Origin of the sequence: Deinococcus aquaticus (genome assembly GCF_028622095.1) — a bacterium.
Lineage (GTDB): Bacteria > Deinococcota > Deinococci > Deinococcales > Deinococcaceae > Deinococcus > Deinococcus aquaticus.
Genome location: NZ_CP115165.1, coordinates 1,033,692 through 1,057,500, shown reverse-complemented (window position 1 = coordinate 1,057,500; position 23,809 = coordinate 1,033,692). Strand labels below are relative to the sequence as shown.

Sequence of the window (23,809 nt, the reverse complement as noted above, 5' to 3'; positions counted from 1 at the left end):
ATCCCTTCAAGCGCCGCAAGTAAGCTCCGGATTTCCCGGCTGCTCAGGGCAGGGGTCGGTGCATCTCGAAGCGTCCGGCCTGCTGCACGAACCCCAGGCGGCGGTTCACGGCCAGCATCGGGGCGTTCAGGCTGTGGTTATTGGTGCGCATGGTCGTGAATCCCTCACGCCGCGCCCGTTCGATCACCTGCAGTTTCAGGGGCAGCGCCAGTCCACGGCCGCGCGCCTGCGGGTGCAGGGCGGTCAGTTCGTTGTACGCGAACGGCAGGCTGCGAAAGCGAATCATGGCGGTCGTGCCCAGCCACTCGCCGTCCGGGCCGAGTGCCAGGACCAGCCAGTCGGGGCGGGGATCGTGGTCCAGGCGCAGGATCTCGCGCACCTGCGTCAGCGGCCAGCGGGGGTGCCCGGCGAGGTCCGGAGTTTCGGTCAGACGGTCGGCCACGAAGTTCAGGTAGCGGTCCAGGGTGGTCCCATCTGCACTGTTCAGGTCGGTGCCACTCAGATCGGTGCCGCTCAGGTCCGTGAAGGTCACGCCCTGCGCCTGCGCCGCCTGCCGCTGCGGCTCGAAGGCGGCAGGGTCGAAGTGGGTCAGGTCCAGTTCGGAGGCGAAGCGGTGGGCGTGCACGGTAAAGCCCCGCCGCGCCGCCCAGTCGCGGAAGGCGGGGTCCGGGTCGGGCACGTCGGTATGCAAGCCGTGCGCTCCGGCCTGCCGGGCGGCGAGAAGGCCCAGGTCTGAAGCTGCGTGGCCCCCAGGACCTCACCGCCCGCCGAGACCAGTATCCGGCGGCGCGGCAGATCAGCCGGGGGGCGGCGGGCGTCGGCGGCCAGCAGGTCCTCGCCGCTTCCGGCCCGGCCGAGTGCCGCGAGTTGCAGGGCTGCGAAGGCGTCCGCGTCGGCCGGGGTGAAGGGGCGCAGGTCCGTCACCCGAGGGCCTTCACGAGTTGCCGGATTGCGCCCAGGTGATAGGCGACGTGCGAGGCCGCGCCGCTCAGGCCGCCCGTGGCGTCGCCGGTCACGGGCTGGTCGCGCTGCGTGTCCACAAAGGCTACCAGTCCCTCGTAGGCAGCCCGGACGCGGGCGCGCAGGGCGTTCCATTCCTCAGGGGTGACCTGCGCGGGCTGGAAGCTGCCCTGCCAGTCGAAGGGGCCGCGCTCACCCTGCTCCCAGCGCACCACGACTTCCATGTGGAAGGCCGTGTGCCGCGCCTGTCCGGCCACGGTCGCGCCGTGCACGTCGCGGCTGGCCTGCGCGGCGCTCAGGGCGTCCAGGGTGGCGAGGAGGCCGTGGTTGCCCGTGCCGTCGGCTTTCGTGCCGTCCAGAAAGGCCGTGCCCTGTCCGGGCTGACCGCCTTCCACGGCCTCGCGCAGGATGTCGAGGATGCCGTCCAGGGCGTGCTGAGGAGAGTCAGTCATGCCCTTCAGCGTAGCGGCTGGCCCCTGCCGGGGGATGCGCCACCTGACCTCTGGAAACCCTGCGCGGACTCTGGTAATGTGGTGAGTTGCGCTGCCCGGCGAGGCCTGACTTTGTCAGTGATCCCCGTTCTGTGTGTGGCGACAGAGGAGGTGAACTATGAACCAGTACGACCTGAACCTGATCCTGAACCCCAACCTCAGCGCCGAGCAGGTGAGCATCGAGAAGGAATACATCGAGAACACCGTGAAGAACGCCGGGAGCGAGATCGCTGGCCTCGACGAGCTCGGCAACCGCCGCCTCGCCTACGCCGTGAACAAGGACCGCGAGGGCTACTACCTGATGTACACCATCAAGGGCAGCGGCAACCCGGAGAAGGACATCGCTTCCACGCTGCGTCTGCGTGACCACGTGCGCCGCGTCCTGGTGGTCAAAGACCGCCCGGAATGGAAGACCAAGAAGGCCTGATCCCTTTACGCTATTGACGTAAAAGGCCCAGGACTGTTACAGTACGGTCACCCGCAAGGGTCAACACGCCAGCAACCCCCCAAGCCCCCAGTACGAACCCCCAGGACCCCGGTCCCAGGATTCAGCCAGCAACAAAGGAGACCCAGTCATGGCCCGAGGCATGAACCACGTTTACCTGATCGGCGCACTCGCCCGCGACCCCGAACTGCGCTACACCCCCAACGGGACCGCCGTGTTCGAGGCCACCGTGGCCGGAGAAGACCACCTCGTCGGCAACGACGGACGTGAACGCAAACTCCCCTGGTATCACCGCGTGTCCATTCTCGGCAAACCCGCCGAGTGGCAGGCCGAACGAAACCTGAAAGGCGGCGACGCCGTGATGGTCGAAGGCAGCCTGGAATACAGCCAGTGGGAAGCGCCCGAAGGCGGCAAACGCAGCATGGTGCGCGTCAAGTCACTCCGCATGGAGCAGCTCGGCTACGCCCCGGAACTCGTGCAGGACGCCGGAGGCGGCGTACGCATGGGCAGCGGCATGAACGAAGTGATTCTCATCGGGAACGTCGTCCGCGATCCCGAACTGCGCTACACCCCCGCCGGTGACGCCGTGCTCGGACTCGGCCTGGCCGTGAACGAGACCTGGAACGACCGTCAGGGACAGAAGCAGGAGAAAACCCACTGGATTGATGTCACGCTGTGGCGTGAACTGGCCGAGAGCATGAAAGAACTCCGCAAGGGGGACCCCGTGCTCGTGCAGGGAAGACTGGTCAACGAAGCGTGGACCGACCGCGACGGTAACAAACGCAACTCCACCAAAGTAGAGGCGACGCGAGTCGAAGCCCTGTCCCGAGGCGCAGGCGCCGGTAACCCTGCAGCCACCCCCGCCGGACCTCGCACGCAGACCGCGAGCAGTGCGGCGCGCCCCCAGCAGAGCGGTTACGCTCCCAGCCGGGCGGCGAACACGGGGACCCGTTCGGGCGGCTTAGATATTGACCAAGGTCTCGACGATTTCCCACCGGAAGAAGAAGACCTGCCGTTCTGAACCCCACCCCGCAAGGGACCTTTTCCCGGGCGTAGGAACGCAGATTTAAGGACACCAACATGACCCAATCCAGCAACGCCGAGCGCAAACCGCGCGGCAAGGGACCCAAGCGTCCCCGCAAGCCGAAGGTCGATCCTTTCTCCATCGGAGAACTGGAAATCACCGATTACAAAGACGTGAAGATGCTGCGCCGTTTCGTGAGTGACACGGGCAAAATCCTCCCTCGCCGCCGCACGGGCCTCTCGGCCAAGCACCAGCGCCGCATTGCGCAGACGATCAAGATCGCCCGCCAGCTGGCACTGCTGCCCTACACCGAGAAGCTCGTCCGGAAATAAGGAGAATACGCATGCAAGTGATTCTTCTTGAACCCGGCAAGCTGGGCAAGACCGGCGACCTCGTGATCGTCAAGGACGGGTACGCCCGTAACTGGCTGATTCCCCAGGGCATCGTCGCTCCCGCCACCACCAGCAACATGAAAAGCCTCGAAGCGCGCGTCCGCTCCCGCCAGAAAGTCCTGGCCCAGGAAAAAGCCGCCGCTGAAGACCTCGCCAGCCGCCTGAACGGCGTCGCCGTTGAACTCAGCGTGCGCGCCGGCGAAGGCAAGATCTACGGCGCCGTGACCCACGCAGACGTGGCCGGCAGCCTGGACAAGCTGGGCTTCGACGTGGACAAGCGCAAGATCGACATGCCGAAAACCGTCAAGGAAATCGGCGAGTACGACATTGCCTACCGCGCCCACCCCGAAGTCACCATCCCCATGAAACTCGTGGTTCACGCCTCGAAGTAATCACACCCTGTGTGATCAGCCCCCGCCTTCCCGGCGGGGGTTTTCTGTGCCGTCTCCGTATGGGCCGTCTCTGCAACCCCGCACACCCCGCCCCGCCTCGCCACGGGCTTACGGTGGGGGCGGAGGTTCCATGATGCTCAAGCACCTGCTGTCCACCTCGGCCCTGCTGCTGTCGTCTCTCGCGCTGGGCCAGGCGGTCAAGGGGGCGGACGTTGCCGTGACCAGCGGCGGGCGCGCCTACCAGAGTTACCTCGCCGCGCCCGCGAGCGCCACGCCCAAACCCGCCGTGATTCTCCTGCACTCCTTCAACGGGCTGGAACAGGGTTACAAGGACCTGGTGGACGAGATGGCCGCCGCCGGGTACGTGACCCTGGCGCTGGGCTGGCAGACCTTCGAGCGGGAGCCCAGCGACGCCACTGTGAAAACCCTGGTCGAGGACGGATTGAAGTTCCTGGGCGCGCGCGGCGACGTGAACATGAACGCCGTCGGCCTGACCGGCTTCTGCGCGGGCGGGCGCTACACCATGCTGCTGCAACCGCAACTCAAGCAGTTCAAGGCGGGCGTCGCCTGGTATGGGTTCCCGGATCAGGGCGGCACGGCCGCCAAACCGCAGGCCCCCACCGCCCTGATCGGTGACCTGAGCACGCCCATGCTGATCATTCACGGCACCAGGGACGTGCCCAGTCCGGTGGCCGGCATCTACGCCTACGCGCAGAAACTGGACGCCGCCAGCAAGACCTTCAAACTCAGCGTGTACCAGGGCGAACCTCACGGCTTCCTGCTGAGCAGCGGTCGCCTGACCGACACGCCCGCCAGCCGGGACGCGCGGCGCGACATGCTCGCCTACTTCCGGGAGTGGTTGAAGTAGCTGAAGTGCCGCCGACGGGTCGTGTCTGAACCCAGCGGCGGCGAACACCTGCTTCACAGAGGGCGGGTTCCGGGTCAACGCGACCGGAGCCCGCCCTCTGCTGTCGGGGCTGGCCGGCTCCGGTCAGACGGACCGGGTCCCTCTGCGCGGGCGTGGGCTTTGGAGCTACACTGCGGGCCGAACGTCCCGGCATGGGTGGCGTTCGTTTTTCAACATCAACTTCAGGGAGTGGTGAGCGCCACTCCTCATGGAACAACCCGAAAAGGAGCTGAACGTGACGATGATCTGGATCATTGTGGCGCTCCTGTTCGGTCTGGTCGGAGGATTCCTGGGAGGGCAGTCACGCGGCGCGCGCCAGCGGGCCGAGGTGGACGACCGGCTCCAGCGGGAGGCCCGCAGCGAGGCGGAACGCATTCGCACGCAGGCCGAAGCGGAAGCGCAGCGCATCAGGGAACAGGCCGACCAGGCCAGACAGGACGCCGGAAGAAGAACGCAGGAAGCCGCAGATCGTGAGGCCCAGGCGGGTGTGCAGCTCGCCCAGCTGGACGGACAGAGAGAGCAGTTAAGCGGGCAGCGCGAGCAGATCGCGGCCCTGCGCGCCCAGGCGGAAGCCGAACGCGTGCAGGCCAAGCAGGACGCTGCGCGGGAACGCGAAGCCCTGAGCAGCGACCGCCAGGAAACCCGCCGCGAACGGGACGAACTCAAGCGTGAGATCGAGCGCCTGAACCGCCGCGCCGAGCAGCTCGACGCGCGCGGCGAGAAACTCGACACCCTCGAGGACCGGCTGGAGGAACGCAGCCGCGCCCTGACCGAACACGAGGCCGAGATCGGCGCGCGGCTGCATCAGGCCGACCTGAAACTGTTCGAGGTGGCGAACCTGTCGCCCGAAGCGGCCCGCGAGGAAATCCTGGGCAGACTGGACGCCGAGCTGGAAGAGGAAAAAGCCATCCGCGTGAAGGCCATGCAGGAACGCGCCTCTGCCGACGCCAAGCGAACGGCGCGGCACGTGATCGCGCAGGCCATCCAGCGAAGCGCCTCCGAAACCAGCGCGGCGCTGAGCGTGTCCGTGGTGCCCATCCCGAACGACGCCATGAAGGGCCGCCTGATCGGCCGCGAGGGCCGCAACATCCGCGCCTTCGAGGCCCTGACCGGCGTGGACCTGATCATCGACGACACGCCGGAAGCAGTGATCCTGTCGAGCTTCAACCCGGTGCGCCGCGAGGTCGCCAAGCACGTGCTGGACGCCCTGGTCGCCGACGGCCGCATCCACCCGACCCGCATCGAGGAGATGGTGCACAAGGCGCAGGACGAGATGAAGGTCTTCATGCACGCCCAGGGTGAGGAAGCCGCCATCGAGGCGGGCGTGGTGGGCATCAAGCCGGGGCTGGTGCAGCTGCTGGGCCGCATGTACTTCCGTACCAGTTACGGGCAGAACGTCCTGAAGCACTCCATTCAGGTGGCGCACCTGACCGGCATCATGGCCGGCGAACTGGGCCTGGACGCCGGCATGGCCCGCCGCGCCGGCCTGATGCACGACGTGGGCAAGAGCATTGACCGCGAGATCGACGGCACTCACGTGGACATCGGCATCAACCTCGCCAAACGCTTCGGCGAGCCGCAAGAGGTCATCGACGCCATCGCGCACCACCACGACCCGGAGAACGGCGAGACGCTGTACTCCGTGCTGGTCGCCGCCGCCGACGCCATCAGCGCCGCGAGGCCCGGCGCGCGCCGCGAGGAACTCGAATCGTACGTGCGCCGCCTGGAGCAACTCGAGCAGATCGCCGTGTCGTTCCCCGGCGTGCAGCAGGCCTACGCCATCCAGGCCGGGCGCGAGGTGCGCGTGATCGTGCAGCCCGAGAAGGTCACGGACGCCCAGGCGACCCTGCTGGCCCGCGAGATCGCCGGCCGCGTCGAGCAGGACATGGAGTACCCAGGACAGGTGCAGGTCACCGTCGTGCGTGAAAGCCGCGCCGTGGAAGTCGCCCGCTAACACCCTGCGGCGTGGGTCAGGGGGTGGCTGCGGGCGGGCCACCCCCTCCTCTATTCATCCGTGCCCGTTCGTCGGTACCGAGACGCCCGTTCCAGACAGCATTTTCCGGCCGTCCCGCATGAGCTTGACCAGCGCCGCATACCGCGCTATCTTGAAGACATAACCGCCTGAGAGGCGGATTTTTTGTTTTGGTCCCCGGACGCCACACTGCGGCTGTGCACCCCCGAACAGAAGCGACGTAAAAAACACGCTTCTGGACGCTTTTTTCGGGAGCGTCTGCATGGAGTTGACACCCCCTGCATTCCGCGCTATTCTTTTCTTATCACCGTCCGAGAAGGGCGGGCTTTTTGTTTTACCGCTCTGCACCAGCGTCCAGGGAGGTCTGGCCGTCCAGCCACGCCAGCGCCGCTTGCGCCGTGGCGAGTTCCAGCGCAGCCGGGCGTCCCGGCGCGGCCAGCGGAGTCAGGCGGGTCACGTCCGCGTGCACCTGCTGGCGGAGCAGCGCACTCGCCTCGTGCAGCAGCAGCGGCCCGTAGCGCCGCGCCGCTTCACGCGGGAGGCCGTCGTAGGCGGGGTCCGGCCCGTCAGCCCGCTCGAAACGAAGGACCGGGTAGGTCCAGTACCCGCTGGCCAGCCGCTCGGCCCGCAGGTGATACCCGGCCCCCAGGGCCCACTCGCGCAGCGGGGCGGGATTGTCGTTCGGTTGCACGACTAGGGCGTCTGGGCGTACCTGCCGGGCCGCGCCGCGTTCCAGGATGCCGCGCATGGTCAGCGCGCCCAGGCCGGTCAGGCTGACGCTGGGCACCTCGCCGGGCGCCAGCGGGTCCAGGCCATCGCCGGCGCGCACGTCCAGACGGTCGCCCAGGCCCGCGCGGGCCACGGCCTGCCGCGCGTTCTCCAGGGGACCGGAGTTCAGTTCCACGATCACGCCCCGCTCGATGTGGCCGCGCCGCACGAGTTCCAGCGGCAGGCCCGCATGGTCACTGCCGATGTCGGCGTGCACCGGCGCGCGGATCAGGGACAGGACCGTTTCGAGGCGGGCGTCAAGCACGGCCGCTGCCGTCCGCCGGGCCCGGCGGGTCGTGCGGGGCGGCCTGATGGTCGCGGGCCAGTCCCTGCCGGGTCAGGACCACCGAGTAGGCGCCCACGGCCAGGACCACGGCAGCGATGGCCGCGCCGTACACCAGGATGTCCGCGCCGCCCTTCCATTCCAGGGCCACGCTGAAGAAGTTCACGGCGAGCGCCACGATCACGATCCCGATCAGTTTCTGTTTCAGGTCATCGAACGAGTCGATGTGCAGCCACGCCGGGACGTTCTGCACGCGTCCCACGAACAGAGCCTGCAACCCGAACGAGATGATCAGGAGCGCCACGCCCACCAGTAGCGTGTCAGCCTGCTCGACCGCCGCGACGATCAGGGTCTTGGTGGTTCCGGCCTCGCCCAGTTCACCCAGCGCGGCGCGGATGGTCACGTACGCCTGCGCGATCGCGGCCACGAACAGCGCCAGACTGAACGCGAAGGAACTCAGGACGCCCAGTTCCACGATCAGGCGCGTGAAGCCGAACGCGCCCGCCAGCGTGCGGCGCCGCGTGGCACTCAGGGGGGCCGGGGGGGAACGTTTCGCCATGCCGCCCAGCATAGCGGGCGCGTCCCGTCCGGCAGGAACTCAGGGCAGCGGGGTGAGGGTGTCGCCCTCGCGGATCAGGCCGCCCCGGAGCACGCGGGCGGTCAGCCCCCCGTGGCCGCGCACGGCGTTGTACCCGCCCTCACCCAGGGTTTCTTCCATGCGCGAGCAGGGGTGACATTCGCCCGTGCCTTCCAGGATCACCTCGCCGATCTGGAAGCGGGCGTCCTTGAGGGCCAGCAGGGGAATGCCGCTGATCACGATGTTGCGCCGCAGCAGGTCCGGCGTGACCTCCGCGCGCCCGCACAGCGCCGCGATGACCGGCAGGTGCTCGGCCTGAATCAGCGTCACCTGCCGCCGCCCCGGCCCGCCCGGCACCGGCGGCGCGGGCACCCGCACCCCGGTCTCGCCCGCCTCGCCGGTCAGGGCCGTCAGGCGGGGCGGGGCCAGTTTCCCGTGATCCCCGATCAGTCCGACGAGCGGGTGCGCCTCGATCTGCGCCACTTGCAGCAGCGGGGCGCGGCGGGCGGGTCGCAGCCCGATCCACTCGACCCGCCCCGGCCGGGGGAAGGTGGCGCGCAGTTCATGGATGGTCTTCATGCCGGTCATGCTAGAGCGCCGGCCCGCGCGCCTGCTATGCTGGGCGGCGTGAGGCACCTGACCCGACGTGCGTATCTCCCCTGCCGCCAGCGGTAGGAGGGTCAGTGACAGCCTGAAATCCAACCCCGAGCGGCGCACCTGCGAGAAGCGAGTGCGCCGCTCTTTTCATGGAGTGACCTATGAGTGAAATCCGCTGGAACGTACCGATTGACGAGCAGATCGACCTGCTCAGGCGCGGCGTGGTGGACCTGGTGTCCGAGGACGACCTGCGCCGCAAACTGGAGAGGGGCGCGCCGCTGCGCGTGAAGCTGGGGGCCGACCCGACCCGCCCGGACCTGCATCTGGGGCACGCCGTGATCCTGCGCAAGATGCGGCAGTTCCAGGACCTGGGGCACAAGGTCATCATGCTGATCGGGGACTTCACCGCGATGATCGGCGACCCCAGCGGCAAGAGCAAGACCCGCCCGCCGCTGACGCTGGAGCAGACGCGAGAGAACGCGAAAAGCTACCTGGAGCAGTGCCGCCTGATCCTGCGCCAGGAGAGCGAGGTACTGGAGATCCGGTACAACGGTGAGTGGCTTGAGCCCATGGGCTACGCCGACGTGATCCGCCTCGCCAGCCGCTACACGGTCGCGCGGATCATGGAACGCGACGACTTCCGCAAGCGCTTCGAGGGCGGCGTGCCCATCGCCGTTCACGAACTGCTGTACCCGCTCACGCAGGGCTACGACAGCGTGGCACTGGAAGCCGACGTGGAACTGGGCGGCACGGACCAGCTGTTCAACAACCTGGTGGGCCGCGCCCTGCAACGCGACTACGGGCAGGAATCGCAGGTCGTCATGACCCTGCCGCTGCTGGTCGGCCTGGACGGCACCGAGAAGATGTCCAAGAGCCTGGACAACTACATCGGCCTGACCGACGAGCCGCATACCATGTTCGCGCGGCTGATGAAGGTCCCCGACCCCCTGCTGAACAACTACTTCACGCTGCTGACCGACCTGCCGGCCGCGCGGATCGAGGAACTGCTGGCCGGCCATCCGGTCGCCGCGCACCGCGAACTGGCGCGTGAGGTCGTTGCGGCCCTGCATCCCGGCGCGGATCTGGACGCCGCCGAGGCACGCTTCCGCTCGGTCGCCAAGGGGGGCATTCCCGAGAACATTCCCACCGTGACCGTCCCGGTGGCCGATCTGGACGACAGCGCGGATACCGGGCGCATCAGCATGGCGCGGCTGGTGGTCATGGCTGGCCTGGAACCCAGTAACGGCGCGGCGCGCAAACTCATGCAGAACCGGGGCCTGAAACTGAACGGCGAGCCGTTCACGGACCCGCAGGGCAGCCTGACCCGCGAACAGCTCTCGGCAGAGGGCGGCGCGGTCATCCAGAAGGGCAAGGACCGCTTTGCGCGCCTGATCCTGGGCTCCTGATCCACCCGGTTCCTTCATGGGGCCTTCACGTGGCCCTGAGCGCCCCGGCGGCCGCCTGACAGAAACCCGGCCGGACGAAAAGTTATGCACAGGCTGCTGTGGACAACCCCGGTAGCCTGTGGACAGTGTGTAGCGGCGGGAAAACCCCGACTACCCACCCACACTTATCCACAGGCAGGGTGTGGAAAAACCCCGTCCCTGTGGATAAAAATCTGACCTGCCCATCACACGCACCTGACACCGGCCAACGCCAGGGACACGCGGGTTGAACGGCAGGTCAATGCAGGCGGGGAGGGGAGGCTGGTCACGATGACCTGCGCCCCCTCCCCGCCCTGATGCGGGTTTATTCGCGCAGGCGTTCCACGCGCAGCATGTTGGTCGTGCCGCGCACGCCGAAGGGCACGCCGGCCGTGATCACGTACCGGTCGCCCGGCTCAGCCAGCCCGCTACGGCGCAGCTCGTCGTTCGCGATACGGACCATGTCGTCGGTGTTGCGGGGGTCCTCGCTCAGGACCGGCACGACGCCCCACGAGAGCGCCAGCTGGTTGCGGGTCTGCTCGTTGGGGGTCAGGGCCAGGATCGCCAGCGGGGGGCGGTTCTTGGCAATCCGGGCCGCCGCGCCGCCGGTGCTCGTGAAGGTCACGATGGCCGGGGAATCCAGCTTCTCACCGATGTTGCACGCGGCGTACGCGATGGAATCCTGCGCGAGTTCCGTGTCGATCACCAGCTGGCGCTGCAGCATCTTGTAGTGCTCGCTGGCCTCGGCTTCACGGGCGATGGCGTCCATCATGGCAACCGACTCGACCGGGTACAGTCCGGCGGCAGACTCGGCCGACAGCATCACGGCGTCCGTGCCGTCGTAGATGGCGTTGGCCACGTCCGACGCCTCGGCGCGCGTGGGGCGGGGCAGGCTGATCATGCTCTCGAGCATCTGCGTGGCGGTGATCACGGGCTTGCCCGCCTCGCGGCACATGCGGATGATGCGTTTCTGGATGGTCGGCACCTGCTCGGGGCGCATCTCGACGCCCAGGTCACCGCGCGCGACCATGATGCCGTCCACTTCCTTCAGGATGTCCTCGAAGCGGTCCACGGCCTGCGGCTTCTCGATTTTCGCCATCAGCTTGGCGCGGCTGCCGAAACGGGACATGTAGTGCCGGGCCAGCAGCAGGTCGTCACGGGAGCGCACGAAGCTCAGCGCCACCCAGTCCACACCCAGTTCCGCGCCGAATTCCATGTCCTGCACGTCCTTCTCGGACAGGGCAGGAACGCTCAGGTCGGCCTCGGGCACGTTGATGCCCTTGTTGTTCTTCAGGACGCCGCCGATCACGACGGTGGTCAGCACGTCGTTGCCGCGCACGCCCTCGACGCGCAGGGCCATGTTGCCGTCGTCGAGCAGCAGGGCCATGCCGGGCGTCACGTCGTGGATCAGGGCCTTGTACGTCGTGCCGACGCGGGTGGCGTCGCCCTCGACGTCGTCCATGGTGATGGTGAACTTGTCGCCGGGGGCCAGGGTGACGCTGCCCTCCGCGAAGCGGCCCACGCGGATCTTGGGGCCCTGAAGGTCCTGCAGGATGCCGATGGTGACGCCCTTCTTGGCGGCCAGCTCACGGACCATCTGGAGGGTCTGGCGGTGGTCCTCGCGGTCGCCGTGGCTGAAGTTCATGCGGACGACGTTCAGGCCTGCGTCGATCATGCGGCTCAGGACTTCCGGGCTGCGGCTGGCGGGGCCGACGGTCGCCACGATCTTGGTGGCGCGGTCAATCTGTTTCATGTGGAATCCTTTCCAATCACCTGAAAGGCCGGGCGGCGAGGACTGATCCCCACCGCCCGGCAACGCCCTTAACGCAGGGCTTTACGGCCCGGGTACACGGCGCGGTCGCCCAGCGCGTGCTCGATGCGCAGCAGCTGGTTGTACTTGGCGATACGGTCCGAACGGCTGGCCGAGCCGGTCTTGATCTGCCCGGCGTTCGTGGCGACCGCCAGATCCGCGATGAAGCTGTCCTCGGACTCGCCGCTGCGGTGGCTGATGATCGTGCCGTAGTGGTGACGCTTGGCCAGTTCGATGGCGTCCATGGACTCGGTCAGGCTGCCGATCTGGTTGACCTTCACCAGAATGGCGTTGCCGACCTTCGTGTCGATGCCACGCTGCAGGCGTTCGGGGTTGGTCACGAACAGGTCGTCACCCACCAGCTGCACGCGGTCACCGATCTTGGCGGTCAGGGCGGCCCAGCCGTCCCAGTCGTCCTCGGCCAGGCCGTCCTCGATGCTCACGATCGGGTAACGCTGCGCCCAGTCGGCCCAGAAGTCCACCATCTCGGCGGTGCTCAGCACGCGGCCCTCGGACTCGAGGTGGTACTTCCCATCCTTGAACAGCTCGGTCACGGCCGGGTCCAGGGCGATGGCGATGTCCTTGCCGGGCTCGTAGCCGGCCTTCTCGATCGCCTCGAGCAGCACGTCCAGCGCCTCCTCGTTGCTCTTGAGGTCCGGCGCGAAGCCGCCCTCGTCGCCGACGTTGGTGTTGTAGCCCTTGGCGGACAGGACCTTCTTGAGGCTGTGGAAGGTCTCGGCGCCGTAGCGCAGTGCCTCGCTGAAGGTGGGCGCGCCGACCGGCATGACCATGAACTCCTGGAAGTCCACGGAGTTGTCGGCGTGCGCGCCGCCGTTGATGACGTTCATCATCGGGACCGGCAGGGTCTTGGCGTTGCTGCCACCCAGGTAGCGGTAGAGCGGGATGTCCAGTTCGGCGGCGGCGGCGCGGGCCGTGGCGAGGCTGACGGCCAGGATGGCGTTGCCGCCCATGCTGCCCTTGTTGGGGGTGCCGTCGACGGCCATCATGGCGGCGTCGATGGCGGCCTGCTCGGTGGCGTCCATGCCGACCACAGCTGGCCCGAGCGCCTCGTTCACGTTCGCGACGGCCTTCAGGACGCCCTTGCCGAGGTAGCGGCTGCCGCCGTCACGCAGTTCGAGGGCCTCGTGGGTGCCGGTGCTGGCGCCCGAGGGGACGATCGCGCGACCAGAAAAACCGCTGTCGAGGTGCACTTCGGCTTCCACGGTGGGGTTCCCGCGCGAGTCCAGCACTTCACGGGCCATCACTTTCTCAATCTTCATCGCTCATTCCTCCGAGGTTGGGGTTGCCTCCCGCCGCCGGGCTGCCGTGTGGCGGGACCACCGGTCGAGTAGGTGTACTTCAGACACTATAAGCGGCTCAGGTCATGGAACGGTACACCCGGTCTAAGTCCACCCGTCAGCCGGCCGATCTTCACCCGGCCTGCCGGTCATACCTGACCGCAGCGACCCGCCGGACAGGTCCGTGCGGGCCACCACAGGCCCCTCAGACGCGCAGCGTGACCATGACGGCCATGTACCCGCCCCCACCCGCCGCGCGAAAGATAGCGGGGCTGGTAGAGCCGCTGAACAGGAGCTCCGCTTCCCCCTCGATGGGACCCAGGGCGTCAAGGACATGCCGGGCGTTGAACGCGAGGCTCATGGCGGGCTCGGTGCCGCCCTGCACCACGTCCAGGGTGTCCTGCGCGCGGCCGTAATCGCCCTCGGCCGCCAGACGCAACTTGCCCTCGGACACCAGGAATTCCACGCGGTTGTTGGCGTTCTTGTCGGCCAGCACGGCCACGCGGTTCACGGCTTCCTTCAGGGCAGTCGCGGGCAGCGTGACCTGCAACTTGATGTCCTTGGGAATCACGCGCTCGTAATCCGGGAAGTCCCCGTCGAGCAGTTTCAGGTTCATGTGCACGCGGTCGGTCGTGACGCTCAGCAGGCCGTCACCGTACGTGAAGCGGGCCTCGCCGTCCTTGAGCACGCGGATCAGTTCGTCGACGCTGCGGGCCGGGATGATCAGGTTGCGCCCGTCCCCACTGGCCGGGAAGTCCCGGATGGCCACGCGGTAGCCGTCGGAGGCGACCACGCGCGCGCCCTCGGGCCGGTGCTCGAGTTTGATCCCGCGGAACACGGCCTGGAAGGCCTCGTTGCTGGCGGCGTAGCGGACGCTGGAAAAGGCGCGGGCCAGTTCGGTGGCGTCCAGGCTCACGTCGGCCTGCGCGGGGAAACTCAGGGGCGGGTAGGCGTCGAGATCACCGGTCTGGAGTTTGAAGTCCGAGCCGCCGGCCCGGACGGCGAGTTCCGCCCCACTGAGTTCCAGTTCGACCAGTTCGCCGCCCAGGTTGCGGACGATCTGCGCGAACAGGTGGGCAGGAACCACGAAGTTCTGCGGGTCCCGGACCTCGGCCGGCACGAAGCATGACAGGTCGATTTCGAGGTTGGTGCCGCTGAGGGTCAGGCCGGCCTCGGTGGCTTCGACTTTCAGGGCCGTGAGCAGGGGGTTGCTGCTGCGACTGGGGACCACGCGTTCGAGGAGACCGAGCCCCTCACTGAGAATTTTTTTGGTGACGTGTACGTTCATGGCATGCCTCTCTGTCTGGGCCCTATCTTTTATCTGTTCTTATATTAAAAAAAAGATAGTAGTAGTAGTAATAGGGCCTGTGGAAACTGTGGAAAAGTGGTCTGGGTCCGCGCCTGGCGCTGGTTCGTCCTGTGGACAAAATTGTGGATAAGTGGCACTTTCCTGTGGATAACCTGTGGACAAAATGGGCAGTTATCCACAGGGGTCTGGGGAGACCGAGTTATCCACAATTTTATCCACAGAAAAAACGGGGTTATCCACAGGTTATCCACAGGGTTATCCACAGCTTGTGAAACTGCGCACACGGTTTTGGAACGGAATTTGGAACTTATTCTGCCGGTAGAAAAAAACAGCCCTACCATTATGCATCATGTTCGTCGTCTTCCAGACCCTGCATCCGGCGCCGCAGTGTCTCGACGGCCGCCGTGATCTCGGGTTCGCGGCCCACCTGCTCCGTCACCTTGCTGATGGCGTGCATCACCGTCGAGTGATCCCGCCCGAAGAACTGACCGATCTCCGGCAGCGAATGGTCCGTCAACTCACGGATCAGGTACTGCGCCACCTGACGCGGCAGCACCACCTCACGCACCCGCCCGGACCCACGGATCACGTCCGGCGGCATGTTGTAATGCGCCGCCACCTGCTTGAGCACGTCCATCATCTCGACCTTGACTTCCTGCGGCGTGAACACGTTGCTCAGCGCCTTGGCCGCCACCGCCCGGCTGAAGGGCACGTTGTTCAGGCTGGAAAACGCCACCACCCGCATCAGCGCGCCCTCCAGTTCACGGATGTTGCTCGTGACCTGCCGCGCGATCAGTTCCAGAACCTCCTGCGGAATGTCGATGCGGTTATGCTCGGCATTCATCTTCAGGATCGCCACGCGCGTCTCGTACTCCGGCGACTGAATGTCCGTGATCAGACCCCACTCGAAGCGGCTGCGCAGCCGCCCTTCCAGCGTCTGGATGTCCTTCGGCGGCCGGTCGGAACTCAGGATGATCTGCTTGTGATTCTCGTACAGCGCGTTGAAGGTGTGGAAGAACTCCTCCTGCGTGCGCTCCTTGCCGGCCAGGAACTGAATATCGTCGACTAGCAGCAGGTCCACGCTGCGATAACGGTTCCGGAACTGTGTCATGCGGTCCTCGCGGATCGCGTTGATCAGATCGTTCGTGAACGACTCGGTCGAGACGTACTCGATGCGTTTGCCCGGAAAACGTTCGGTCATGTAATGCCCGACCGCGTGCATCAGGTGGGTCTTGCCCAGCCCGACGTCCCCGTAGATGAACAGCGGGTTGTACGCCTTGCCGGGCGACTCCGCGACGGCCAGCGCCGCCGCGTGCGCGAGGTTGTTGTTCGGCCCCACCACGAAGTTCTCGAAGGTGTACTTGGGGTTCAGGACCTTGCGGTTCTCGACGGGCGCGGGGGCCGGGGCGGCGCGCCCGGCCGGGGCTGGTGGGGGCGGCGGCGGGTCGCTGGGCAGCAGCAGCGCGTCCTGCGCGGCCGGCAGCACCTGGAAACTCACCTGCGGATTCTGCGCGCCCAGACTGCGTAGCGCATCCTCGAGCAGTTCCAGGTAATGCTTGCGGAACCACTCCTGCGCGAACGAGTTGCGGACGCCCAGCACCAGCGAGCCTTCCTGCACGCCGAGGTTTTTCACGGGGGCGAACCAGGTGTGGTATTCCACCTCTGAAATGTTCTTGCGGACGTACCCAAGCACGTCCGCCCAGATTTCCTGCGAGATAAGGCGCACCTCCCTTAAGGCACTCTTGAAGCGGGGGTCAGCATACCATCCGCCCCGGCTTCTCTCGGGGCCACACTGGAGAGAAGCCGGGGCTCCGACTGCTCTACCCGGCCTACTCTTCTCTCCACGCGGCCAGCGCCTGTGCCTCGCGCTCGGGCGTCAGGGCGTAGGTCAGGTCAGCCCCGGCACTCCAGGCCCGGGTATCGCGCGCCGTCACTTCCGGGCCACGCAGGGTCAGGCCCGCCGCCAGGGCCCGCTCGGCGCTCACGTCCATCAGGCCTGCCTGCTCGCCACTCTCCGGGATGAACAGCGGTAACTCGCGGAAGCCCAGGCCCAGGCCTTCCAGCGCGTCCGCCGGGACCCACACCGGATGCCGGATGCCCAGCACGCCCGCGAAGGCCGCCCAGCTCAGGCGCGGCCCGGCCACGTTGAACACGCCGCCCACGCTCTGCTCGACCACGCGCACCGTGAACGCGGCGAGGTCACGCGCGTCGATCACCTGCACGTGATCCTCGCCGCTGCCGGGCAGCAGGGTCTCCCCTCCCCCACCGGCAGCCCGGTCTGGCCAGTACGGGTAGCGGGCCGTGTGATCGAACGGCCCTGCCACGATCTGCGGGCGCAGGATCGTCGCGCGGTCCCCGAACACCTCCTGCACGATCTGCTCGCACGCGACCTTCAGCGGGCCGTAACTCGCGCCCGTCACCTCGGTCTGTTCTGCCGGCGCCGGAGGCAGCAGCGGGTCGTCCTCCCGCACCGGGTGCCGCCCCGGCTCGGCGTACACGCTGACCGTGCTGACGAACACGTAGCGGCCCACCCGGTCCCGTAGCTCCGCCGCACTCGCCTGCACGGCCGCTGGCGTGTACCCGCTGACATCCACGCAGGCGTCCCAGTTGCGGCCCGCCAGGGTGTCCAGACCGCCTGCCTCGCCCCGGTCGCCACGCAGCCGCTCGACCCCGGCTGGCAGTTCGTCCAGGGACTGGCCGCGCGTCAGGATGCTCACGCGGTGCCCGCCCGCCAGGAACGCCAGAACGATGTGCCGGCCCACGAACTGCGTGCCGCCCAGAATCAGGATGTCCATGCGCCTATCCTGTCACCCATGAAGGTGAGGTTCACACCGGGCCGAGTCCGCGCCCGCATCGACGATCTGGAACTCGCGGCCCTGACGCGCGGCGAGTCGCTCGAAACCCGCGTCGAGTGGCCCGGCGGAGGCTGGACCCTGACCCTCAACCCGCACGGCGACGCGCTGAGCGGGGACGCCGGGCACCTGAGCGTGGGCCTGCGTGCCCGCCTACCGGAGCTGCTGGACCCCACGCAGGAAGGCGTGACCCTGAATGGCCTGCCGCGCGTGACGGTGGAGAAGGACTTTGGCCCGCAGCACGGCTGATACGGACTCCGATTGAATGGTTTGCAAAAACCGTTCAATCCGAGCGGAGCGAGCAGGAGAGAGGCGGGTTCCGGGCGTGAAGTGGGCGACTCGGTGTTCTTCCGGGTTGCCAACGAAACAGACGGAACTCGCCTGATCAGGTCAGCGTCGGCTCCAGCGCCCCCCGACTTCCTCGACCAGTCCGGCGAGTTGCAGCATGACTAGCGCGGTCTGCACGTCTGTCAGGGGCAGGCGCGCGCGGGCCTGAAGGTCATCCAGGGTGGCCGGCGCATTGATGGCGGCCAGTACCTGCGCCTGCTCGGGTGGGAGGTTCAGGGCCGGTTGCTGCGGCACGCTGCCCCACCCGAACTCGGTCAGGATGTCGGCGGCCGATTCGGTCAGGACTGCGCCGTCGCGGATCAGGGCGTGCGGCCCGGCGGCGCGCGGGTCCCCGGCGCGGCCCGGCACGGCGAACACGGTGCGCCCGCACTCCAGCGCGTGCGTGGCGGTGATCAGCGACCCGCTCTTGCGTTCGCCCTCGACGACCAGCGTCCCGGCGCTCAGGGCGGCGATCAGGCGGTTGCGGGTCGGGAAGTGATGCTGCGCGGGACCGGTCCCTAGGGGGTACTCGCTGATCAGCGTGAGCCGTTCGGCCAGCCGCTCGTTCTCGCGGGGGTAGATGACGTTCACGGCGCTCCCCAGCACGCCCACACTCACGCCCCCCGCCTCGACCGCCGCGCCGTGCGCCGCCGTGTCGATCCCACGCGCCAGTCCGCTGACCACGACCACGCCGGCGCGGGCGAGGTCCGCCGCGACCGTGCGGGTCAGCGAGACTGCGTGAGGACTGGCGGCGCGCGTGCCCACGATCCCGATGGCGCGCGGCACGACCGGCAGGTCCGGCACGTCGCCCAGCACCCACAGGACCGCCGGGGCGTCCTCCAGGGCGTCCAGTGCGGGTGGGTAACTGTCCAGGCCGCGCCCCAGCAGGGTCACGCCCAGCCGCGCGGCTTCTTTCAGTTCCGCCTGCGCCTGCTCAGCGGCTTTCGGGGTGCCGATGGCGGCCAGACTGCGGGTGTCCAGGCCCGGCACGCCGCGCAGCGAACTGCGCGGGGTGCGCAGCGCCGCGTGGGCCGACCCGAAGTGCATGCGCAGGCTCTCGGTGCGGCGCGGCCCCAGCCCCGGCGTAAAGCGCAGGGTCAGCAGCGCCAGCAGTTCCTCCGGCGCGGAAGGGGCGTGCAGGTCGGCGAACAGGGGACGACTGGTCACCCGGTCAGCATACGGTCCGTGCCGGGCTGCGCGGGGTCGGAATGCGCTCCGCCCGGCGGGGGTGCCGCGACGCGCCGCACCTGGAATGAGTTCAGGAGCGGGCGGGCAGGGGCGGTTCGTTCAGCAGGTCGGTCTCTTCCTCGTCGGGTTCGTCGCTGTCGTCGCCGAGGGCCGCGCCGGGAATCGCCAGTGTGAACAGCGCGCCGCCGCCTGGGTGGTTCTCGCCGGTGAGGGTGCCCCCGTGCATCAGTGCGATCTGCCGCGACACGCTCAGGCCCAGGCCGCTGCTGCCGGACCCGCTTACGAACGGCTGGAAGATCTGCTCGCCCAGTTCCGCCGGCAGGCCGGGCCCGCTGTCCCGCACCGTGAAGGTCAGCCACTCGGGCGTCTCGGTCAGGTTCAGGGTGACGGTGCCCTCGGGGCCGGCGGCGCGGCGGGCGTTCGCCAGCAGGTTACGCAGCGCCTGCGTCAGCCGGTCCGGGTCGCACAGGATGCCGCCCTCCCAGTCGCCCGTGAAGGTCGTGCCGGGCACCAGCCGGTCCACGCGGCCCCGCAGCGTCCGGGCCGGGATGTAATGCCACGCGAGTTTCATCTCGAGTTCCCCGCGCGCCAGCTGCATCAGGTCCTGCGTGGTGAAGGTCAGTTCGTCCGCGACCAGCGAGGCCCGCTGCACTTCCGGGTCGTTCGTGCGTTCCTCGGCGCGTTGCAGGCTGGCCTTCAGGACGGTCAGCGGCGCGCCCAGCTCATGCACGATCTGCCCCAGCAGTTGCTTCTCGCGCGCCTGTCCGTCCTCGATGCGGACCAGCAGGCGGTTGATGGCCGTCAGCAGGCGGTGAACCTCGTCCTCCTGCGCCGGCAGAGGCAGCGTGGCGAGACTGCGGGTCGGGTCGATGCGGTCCGCGAGGTTCGCGGCGTGTTCCAGACCGCTCAGGGCGCGGCGGCCCACCCACCAGCCGGTCAGCAGCAGCAGCAGCGGGGCCACGATCAGCGCCAGCAGCAGCGCGCTCAGGGCACTCTGCCGCGCGGCGATCAGGTCCACCTCGGGCAGGCCCACCCAGATCGTGCCGAAATCCCCCACCGGGCGCTGCACGGCGCGGACACTGGTGTCCTGCACGCTCACCTGCCCCTGGGTACCGAACGGGAACGGCGCGTCGTTGAATTCCCGCAGGATCGGACTGGTCGCGTACACCACGCCCTGCGTGTCGATCAGCATGGTGTACGCACTGGCACTGCCCGCCGTGCGGCCCAGGCCCTGCTGCGCCCCGGTGAACGCCTCGGCCAGCGTGTCGGCGCGTTCGTTCAGGCGGTCCGTGAACTGCTGATCCATGCGCGACAGCAGCAGCGTCACCACGCCCAGACTGGTGAGCAGGATCAGGACCAGGGCCAGCAGGCTGTACGTCAGGGCCAGCCGGAAGCGCAGCGAGTGCCGCCACGCCACCCGCGCCGACACCAGCCCCCCGCCGGGAACCAGCAGCGCGGCCCGCCGCGACCCGTCCGGGGGTGTCACGGGCCGCGCGGCCGGGGTCATCAGGCCTGCAGCACGTACCCGACGTTGCGGATCGTGCGGATTCTCAGGTCACTGCCCGCGTGCTCCAGTTTCTTGCGCAGCTGCGAGATGCGCACCTCGACCGAGTTGCTGTTCGGCGTCTCCCAGCCGTACAGGTGAGACTCGATGTCCGCGCGCGAGAACACCCGCTCGGGTGTGCGCATCATCAGTTCCAGGATGCGCGCCTCGTGCTCGGTCAGGTTGGTGTGCTTGTCGTCGACGGTCAGCAGCAGACTGCTGGTCGAGAGGCTGGTGTTGCCCAGGTTCACGCCTGACCCGGCCGCCGTGCGCCGCAGTAGCGCCGTGATACGCGCGTCGAGTTCCGGCATGGCGAACGGTTTGGTCAGGTAATCGTCCGCGCCGGCGTTCAGGCCTGCCACGCGCTCCTGCACGCCGCTGCGCGCCGAGAGCACCAGCACCGGCGTGCTGGAGTACTGCCGCAGCGCCTGCACGAGATCCAGACCGTCGCCGTCCGGCAGGTTCAGGTCCAGCAGGATCAGCTGGGCCGTGTGGGTCCCCAGCCACGCCTGCGCGTCTTTGAGGGTGCCGGCGTGCTGCACCTGGTACTCCCCGGACAGGTACTCCTTGAGCAGGGGCCCGAGGTGCGGATCGTCTTCGACAACAAGAATCTGGGCCAGCATGACTTTCTCCTTGTGGGGCGGCCGGTACGGAACCGCAGGGAAACGTGGGTGGAAGCTTGGCCCGATCCTAGCGCGCCGCCCCGCCCGGGGACTTGATGATTTCTGATGAACCCGCCCCGTAACACCACTACGGCCGGCTCACTTCTGAACGGATCACTGCTGGCCGGGTTACTTCTTGTTGGCGGGCGCGGCTTTCAGGCCGGGCAGGGTCATGGGCGTGCCCGGCACCTGCAGGCTCACCGTGAGTTTGAAGGCCGTCAGGAAGCGCGTGATCGTCTGCGGGCCGTTCTCGAGTTGCAGGTCCAGCATGCCGCCGCGCAGTACGCCGCTGTACCGGCTTTTCAGCGCCGGGAAGGTGTTCCGGGTGCGTTCCTCGTCGCTGGGCGCGAACAGCACCACGACCGGCCCGCTGTAATCCCCGACCAGCCGTACCCTGAGCTGCCCGCCGCTGCTCTCGCCGTCCCCCAGTTTGGTCTGCAGTTCACTGTCCCACACGCTGATCTTCAGGGCGTGAGTGGGCGTGGACAGCAGCAGGGCGGACAGCAGCAGGGCAGGGAACTTGGGCATGGTCGTCGGGAAGTCTCCAGTGTCGGGGCAGGCCACGTGGGGCCAGGAAGGAACGGGGGTCAGTGCGGCAGACCGGGAGGGCTCCTGACCTGTGATTGCCCAGCGTACCGCCTGGACCTGACGCCCCGCTGAAATCCCGGCCTCAATTCCACACTAAGTCTGAACGTGAACCCCACGCCCGCCAGTAGCGCCCCCAGGCACCACCGCCACACGCAGAAGAGGCCGGAAGCGACCCGGCCCCGGCCTCCCCTGCCCCGCGCTTACAGGGCTTCGAGCAGCAGACGGTCGGGGTTTTCCAGCAGGCGGATCACTTCCCGGCAGAAGCGCGCGGCCTCCGCGCCGTCCACGAGGCGGTGATCGAACGACAGGCTCAGGTACATCATGTGCGCCACGACGATGTTGTCGTACTCGTCCACGATGGGGCGCTTCACGATGGAGTGCACGCCCAGAATCGCGACGTCCGGCACGTTGATGATCGGGAACGAGAACAGCGCCCCGATGGACCCGATGTTCGTGACACTGAAGGTGCTGCCCGCCAGTTCGTCCGCCTGGAGTTTGCCGGCCTGCGCGCGCCCGGCGATGTCCGTGACCTCGCGCGCCAGTTCGAACACGCTCTTGTGGTTCACGTCCCGGATGACCGGCACGGTCAGGCCCGCGTCTGTGGCGACCGCCATGCCGATGTTGTAGTACCGCTTCTGCACGATCTCCTGCGTGGCCTCGTCGAAGGAGGTGTTCAGGCTCGGGTACTTACGCAGCGCCGCCGCGACCGCCCGGAAGATGAACGGCAGGTACGACAGTTTCACGCCGGCCGCCGCCGCATCGTCCTTCACGCGCGCGCGGAATTCCACCAGTTTGGTCAGGTTCACTTCGTCCACCGTCAGGGTCCGCACGGTGTACAGGTGACTGGCCTGCATCTGGTTGCTGATGGCGCGGCGCATGCCCCGCAGCGGCACGCGGTCTTCCAGGTGCTCGTAGCCTCTGGGCGTGCGGTACTGCACGGGCGCGACTGGCATGCCACCGGCGCCTTTCGCGGCCGGAGCGGCAGGCGGGGCGGCCTGAGCTGCCGGGGTTGCAGCCGCGACCGGCGCAGCCGTGCCGGTGGAAGCAGCGGCGACGGGTGCAGCGGAGCTTCCCTGATGATGCGCGAGTACGTCCCCGACGCGGATGCGGCCGTTCGGGCCACTGCCGCGCACGTCGGTCAGGGGCACGTTCAGTTCGCGGGCCAGCTGCCGCGCGGCGGGCACGGCCAGCACCCGGCCGTCCGCGCGGGCGGGCTGGGTGACGGTCTGCGGAGCAGAGGCGCCGCGCGTGCCGAGACCCTGCACCTGCACCTGCTCGTCCGAGGCGAAGGCCTTGAACAGGCTGCTGGCGTCGTCGTCGGCCTTGCCGGTCAGGTGGCCGGCCTCCACGATGCTGCCGCCCCTGTCCTCCTGCGCGCCCGCGATCTGCTCGCGTTCCTCCTGCGCCTGAATGGAGGGCGCCTGAGTAGCGGTTGCCTGCGGGGCGGGCGCTGGGGCGGAGTCTTCGGGGACGGCCCCTCCGGTCTCGTCGATCAGGGCGATGGCGGCGTGAACGGCGACCACGTCGCCCTCACCGGCCAGTCGGCGGTGCAGCACGCCCGCGACGGGGCTGGGGAGTTCCACCGTGACCTTGTCGGTCATGACCTCGCACAGCGGCTGCTCCAGCACGATGGTGTCGCCCTCGGACACCAGCCACTTGAGGATTTCACCCTCGACGACACTTTCAGCGAGTTCGGGCAGCAGGATTTCTTTCATGGGGAACCTCGGGGTCGGGCCTTCAGCGCAGCACGAGGGCGCGCAGCAGGCCGTAGATGATCAGCAGGAGAGCCAGTCCCTGAATCCAGCGTTCCCCGCGCGCGTACACCCAGGCGCTGGCACCCAGCAGGGCGAACATGCCGCCGATCGCGGCGCTCTGCCACGGTTCGGGCAGTCGGCCCGCCAGGGCGTACAGCGCAAAACCGATGCCCAGGCCGATGGAGCCCAGCAGGGGACGAAGCAGGTCGGGTTTCATGGACTTCAGGGTACGGGCTCCGGGGTGAA

General features: G+C 68.0%; 25 protein-coding genes (1 of these 25 running past the window's edge). 9 read left to right on the top strand and 16 right to left on the bottom strand.

Annotated elements, in window-relative coordinates; all coding sequences use genetic code 11:
* A protein-coding gene (locus M8445_RS05110; RefSeq protein ID WP_273990150.1) for a serine/threonine-protein kinase crosses the window boundary here: on the top strand, window positions 1-23 show its final stretch. It extends 943 nt beyond the left edge of the window; the window shows 23 of its 966 coding nt (coding positions 944-966); the start codon falls outside the window, past its left edge; it ends in the stop codon at window positions 21-23.
* 20 nt (window positions 24-43) lie between these two features.
* Here M8445_RS05110 and M8445_RS05105 read toward each other — a convergent pair whose 3' ends face one another.
* Window positions 44-691 carry a GNAT family N-acetyltransferase gene (locus M8445_RS05105; RefSeq protein ID WP_273990149.1) on the bottom strand — a complete coding sequence of 216 codons (648 nt, stop codon included), beginning with the start codon at window positions 689-691 and terminating at the stop codon, window positions 44-46.
* A 229-nt stretch (window positions 692-920) separates the two neighbouring features.
* Window positions 921-1,412 carry a DinB family protein gene (locus tag M8445_RS05100; RefSeq protein ID WP_273990148.1) on the bottom strand — a complete coding sequence of 164 codons (492 nt, stop codon included), beginning with the start codon at window positions 1,410-1,412 and terminating at the stop codon, window positions 921-923.
* Between the two features lie 157 nt (window positions 1,413-1,569).
* Between M8445_RS05100 and rpsF the strand changes: the two genes are divergently transcribed.
* The 6 genes from rpsF (at window position 1,570) to rny (ending at window position 6,565) form a co-directional block, all read left to right on the top strand.
* Complete coding sequence (rpsF, locus tag M8445_RS05095) at window positions 1,570-1,878, top strand: 30S ribosomal protein S6 (protein ID WP_273990147.1); 309 nt, start codon at window positions 1,570-1,572, stop codon at window positions 1,876-1,878.
* 148 nt (window positions 1,879-2,026) lie between these two features.
* Window positions 2,027-2,917 carry a single-stranded DNA-binding protein gene (locus tag M8445_RS05090; RefSeq protein ID WP_273990146.1) on the top strand — a complete coding sequence of 297 codons (891 nt, stop codon included), beginning with the start codon at window positions 2,027-2,029 and terminating at the stop codon, window positions 2,915-2,917.
* A 59-nt stretch (window positions 2,918-2,976) separates the two neighbouring features.
* The gene (gene rpsR, locus M8445_RS05085) at window positions 2,977-3,252 is read left to right on the top strand and encodes a 30S ribosomal protein S18 (protein WP_055362092.1); all 276 of its coding nucleotides are present in this window, start codon (window positions 2,977-2,979) and stop codon (window positions 3,250-3,252) included.
* Between the two features lie 11 nt (window positions 3,253-3,263).
* Entirely contained in the window at window positions 3,264-3,704 is a 441-nt protein-coding gene (gene rplI / locus M8445_RS05080; protein ID WP_273990145.1) for a 50S ribosomal protein L9, read from the top strand.
* Window positions 3,705-3,834: 130 nt separating this feature from the next.
* Window positions 3,835-4,572, top strand: a complete 738-nt coding sequence (locus M8445_RS05075; protein ID WP_273990144.1) for a dienelactone hydrolase family protein — start codon at window positions 3,835-3,837, stop codon at window positions 4,570-4,572.
* A gap of 247 nt (window positions 4,573-4,819) precedes the next feature.
* Entirely contained in the window at window positions 4,820-6,565 is a 1,746-nt protein-coding gene (rny, locus tag M8445_RS05070) for a ribonuclease Y (protein ID WP_380090913.1), read from the top strand.
* Between the two features lie 352 nt (window positions 6,566-6,917).
* On the opposite strand, the gene M8445_RS05065 is transcribed toward rny, so the two are convergent.
* Genes M8445_RS05065 through M8445_RS05055 form a run of 3 tightly spaced genes read right to left on the bottom strand, consistent with a single transcriptional unit; the run spans window position 6,918 to window position 8,790 of the window.
* The gene (locus tag M8445_RS05065) at window positions 6,918-7,616 is read right to left on the bottom strand and encodes a tRNA (adenine(22)-N(1))-methyltransferase TrmK (RefSeq protein WP_273990143.1); all 699 of its coding nucleotides are present in this window, start codon (window positions 7,614-7,616) and stop codon (window positions 6,918-6,920) included.
* A complete protein-coding gene (locus M8445_RS05060) occupies window positions 7,609-8,193 on the bottom strand; it encodes a YqhA family protein (protein WP_273990142.1) in 585 nt (194 codons plus the stop codon). Before M8445_RS05060 ends, M8445_RS05065 begins: the two co-directional genes overlap by 8 nt.
* A gap of 39 nt (window positions 8,194-8,232) precedes the next feature.
* Window positions 8,233-8,790, bottom strand: coding sequence for an MOSC domain-containing protein (locus tag M8445_RS05055; RefSeq protein ID WP_273990141.1), 558 nt, complete (start codon window positions 8,788-8,790; stop codon window positions 8,233-8,235).
* Between the two features lie 179 nt (window positions 8,791-8,969).
* Here M8445_RS05055 and tyrS point away from each other — a divergent pair, with 179 nt between their 5' ends.
* The gene (tyrS, locus tag M8445_RS05050; protein WP_273990139.1) at window positions 8,970-10,214 is read left to right on the top strand and encodes a tyrosine--tRNA ligase; all 1,245 of its coding nucleotides are present in this window, start codon (window positions 8,970-8,972) and stop codon (window positions 10,212-10,214) included.
* Window positions 10,215-10,557: 343 nt separating this feature from the next.
* Here the strand turns inward: tyrS and pyk are convergent, their stop codons facing one another.
* From pyk to M8445_RS05025, 5 genes are all read right to left on the bottom strand, one after another.
* Entirely contained in the window at window positions 10,558-11,985 is a 1,428-nt protein-coding gene (gene pyk / locus M8445_RS05045; protein WP_273990136.1) for a pyruvate kinase, read from the bottom strand.
* Between the two features lie 68 nt (window positions 11,986-12,053).
* Entirely contained in the window at window positions 12,054-13,322 is a 1,269-nt protein-coding gene (eno, locus tag M8445_RS05040) for a phosphopyruvate hydratase (RefSeq protein ID WP_273990134.1), read from the bottom strand.
* Window positions 13,323-13,545: 223 nt separating this feature from the next.
* Window positions 13,546-14,628, bottom strand: coding sequence for a DNA polymerase III subunit beta (gene dnaN, locus M8445_RS05035; protein ID WP_273990133.1), 1,083 nt, complete (start codon window positions 14,626-14,628; stop codon window positions 13,546-13,548).
* 361 nt (window positions 14,629-14,989) lie between these two features.
* Window positions 14,990-16,366 carry a chromosomal replication initiator protein DnaA gene (gene dnaA, locus M8445_RS05030; protein ID WP_273990834.1) on the bottom strand — a complete coding sequence of 459 codons (1,377 nt, stop codon included), beginning with the start codon at window positions 16,364-16,366 and terminating at the stop codon, window positions 14,990-14,992.
* Between the two features lie 112 nt (window positions 16,367-16,478).
* Window positions 16,479-17,444 carry an NAD-dependent epimerase/dehydratase family protein gene (locus M8445_RS05025; RefSeq protein WP_273990132.1) on the bottom strand — a complete coding sequence of 322 codons (966 nt, stop codon included), beginning with the start codon at window positions 17,442-17,444 and terminating at the stop codon, window positions 16,479-16,481.
* 18 nt (window positions 17,445-17,462) lie between these two features.
* Between M8445_RS05025 and M8445_RS05020 the strand changes: the two genes are divergently transcribed.
* Window positions 17,463-17,750 (top strand): hypothetical protein, encoded by a 288-nt coding sequence (locus tag M8445_RS05020; RefSeq protein ID WP_273990131.1) that lies wholly within the window; start codon window positions 17,463-17,465, stop codon window positions 17,748-17,750.
* 141 nt (window positions 17,751-17,891) lie between these two features.
* Here M8445_RS05020 and dprA read toward each other — a convergent pair whose 3' ends face one another.
* The 6 genes from dprA to M8445_RS04990 all read right to left on the bottom strand — a co-directional run bounded on the left by dprA (window position 17,892) and on the right by M8445_RS04990 (window position 23,780).
* Window positions 17,892-18,995, bottom strand: a complete 1,104-nt coding sequence (gene dprA / locus M8445_RS05015; RefSeq protein ID WP_273990130.1) for a DNA-processing protein DprA — start codon at window positions 18,993-18,995, stop codon at window positions 17,892-17,894.
* A gap of 91 nt (window positions 18,996-19,086) precedes the next feature.
* Window positions 19,087-20,523: a sensor histidine kinase gene (locus M8445_RS05010; protein ID WP_273990128.1), complete on the bottom strand. Its 1,437-nt coding sequence runs from the start codon at window positions 20,521-20,523 to the stop codon at window positions 19,087-19,089.
* Complete coding sequence (locus tag M8445_RS05005; protein WP_273990127.1) at window positions 20,523-21,182, bottom strand: response regulator transcription factor; 660 nt, start codon at window positions 21,180-21,182, stop codon at window positions 20,523-20,525. Before M8445_RS05005 ends, M8445_RS05010 begins: the two co-directional genes overlap by 1 nt.
* Window positions 21,183-21,350: 168 nt before the next feature.
* Window positions 21,351-21,749, bottom strand: coding sequence for a hypothetical protein (locus M8445_RS05000; protein ID WP_273990126.1), 399 nt, complete (start codon window positions 21,747-21,749; stop codon window positions 21,351-21,353).
* A 260-nt stretch (window positions 21,750-22,009) separates the two neighbouring features.
* Complete coding sequence (locus M8445_RS04995) at window positions 22,010-23,524, bottom strand: dihydrolipoamide acetyltransferase family protein (RefSeq protein ID WP_273990125.1); 1,515 nt, start codon at window positions 23,522-23,524, stop codon at window positions 22,010-22,012.
* A gap of 22 nt (window positions 23,525-23,546) precedes the next feature.
* On the bottom strand, window positions 23,547-23,780 hold the full coding sequence (locus M8445_RS04990) for a hypothetical protein (protein WP_273990124.1): 234 nt from the start codon (window positions 23,778-23,780) through the stop codon (window positions 23,547-23,549).
* Window positions 23,781-23,809 lie beyond the last annotated feature (29 nt).

Bases quoted from the DNA above. Each gene is read 5' to 3' on its own strand.
- rplI (WP_273990145.1), top strand. From the start codon at position 3,264: ATGCAAGTGATTCTTCTTGAACCCGGCAAGCTGGGCAAGACCGGCGAC.
- M8445_RS04990 (WP_273990124.1), bottom strand. From the start codon at position 23,780: ATGAAACCCGACCTGCTTCGTCCCCTGCTGGGCTCCATCGGCCTGGGC.
- M8445_RS05060 (WP_273990142.1), bottom strand. From the start codon at position 8,193: ATGGCGAAACGTTCCCCCCCGGCCCCCCTGAGTGCCACGCGGCGCCGC.
- M8445_RS04995 (WP_273990125.1), bottom strand. From the start codon at position 23,524: ATGAAAGAAATCCTGCTGCCCGAACTCGCTGAAAGTGTCGTCGAGGGT.
- M8445_RS05100 (WP_273990148.1), bottom strand. From the start codon at position 1,412: ATGACTGACTCTCCTCAGCACGCCCTGGACGGCATCCTCGACATCCTG.
- M8445_RS05010 (WP_273990128.1), bottom strand. From the start codon at position 20,523: ATGACCCCGGCCGCGCGGCCCGTGACACCCCCGGACGGGTCGCGGCGG.
- rpsR (WP_055362092.1), top strand. From the start codon at position 2,977: ATGACCCAATCCAGCAACGCCGAGCGCAAACCGCGCGGCAAGGGACCC.
- pyk (WP_273990136.1), bottom strand. From the start codon at position 11,985: ATGAAACAGATTGACCGCGCCACCAAGATCGTGGCGACCGTCGGCCCC.
- M8445_RS05075 (WP_273990144.1), top strand. From the start codon at position 3,835: ATGATGCTCAAGCACCTGCTGTCCACCTCGGCCCTGCTGCTGTCGTCT.
- dnaN (WP_273990133.1), bottom strand. From the start codon at position 14,628: ATGAACGTACACGTCACCAAAAAAATTCTCAGTGAGGGGCTCGGTCTC.
- eno (WP_273990134.1), bottom strand. From the start codon at position 13,322: ATGAAGATTGAGAAAGTGATGGCCCGTGAAGTGCTGGACTCGCGCGGG.
- M8445_RS05055 (WP_273990141.1), bottom strand. From the start codon at position 8,790: ATGAAGACCATCCATGAACTGCGCGCCACCTTCCCCCGGCCGGGGCGG.
- rpsF (WP_273990147.1), top strand. From the start codon at position 1,570: ATGAACCAGTACGACCTGAACCTGATCCTGAACCCCAACCTCAGCGCC.
- tyrS (WP_273990139.1), top strand. From the start codon at position 8,970: ATGAGTGAAATCCGCTGGAACGTACCGATTGACGAGCAGATCGACCTG.
- M8445_RS05005 (WP_273990127.1), bottom strand. From the start codon at position 21,182: ATGCTGGCCCAGATTCTTGTTGTCGAAGACGATCCGCACCTCGGGCCC.
- rny (WP_380090913.1), top strand. From the start codon at position 4,820: ATGGAACAACCCGAAAAGGAGCTGAACGTGACGATGATCTGGATCATT.
- M8445_RS05000 (WP_273990126.1), bottom strand. From the start codon at position 21,749: ATGCCCAAGTTCCCTGCCCTGCTGCTGTCCGCCCTGCTGCTGTCCACG.
- M8445_RS05020 (WP_273990131.1), top strand. From the start codon at position 17,463: ATGAAGGTGAGGTTCACACCGGGCCGAGTCCGCGCCCGCATCGACGAT.
- M8445_RS05090 (WP_273990146.1), top strand. From the start codon at position 2,027: ATGGCCCGAGGCATGAACCACGTTTACCTGATCGGCGCACTCGCCCGC.
- M8445_RS05025 (WP_273990132.1), bottom strand. From the start codon at position 17,444: ATGGACATCCTGATTCTGGGCGGCACGCAGTTCGTGGGCCGGCACATC.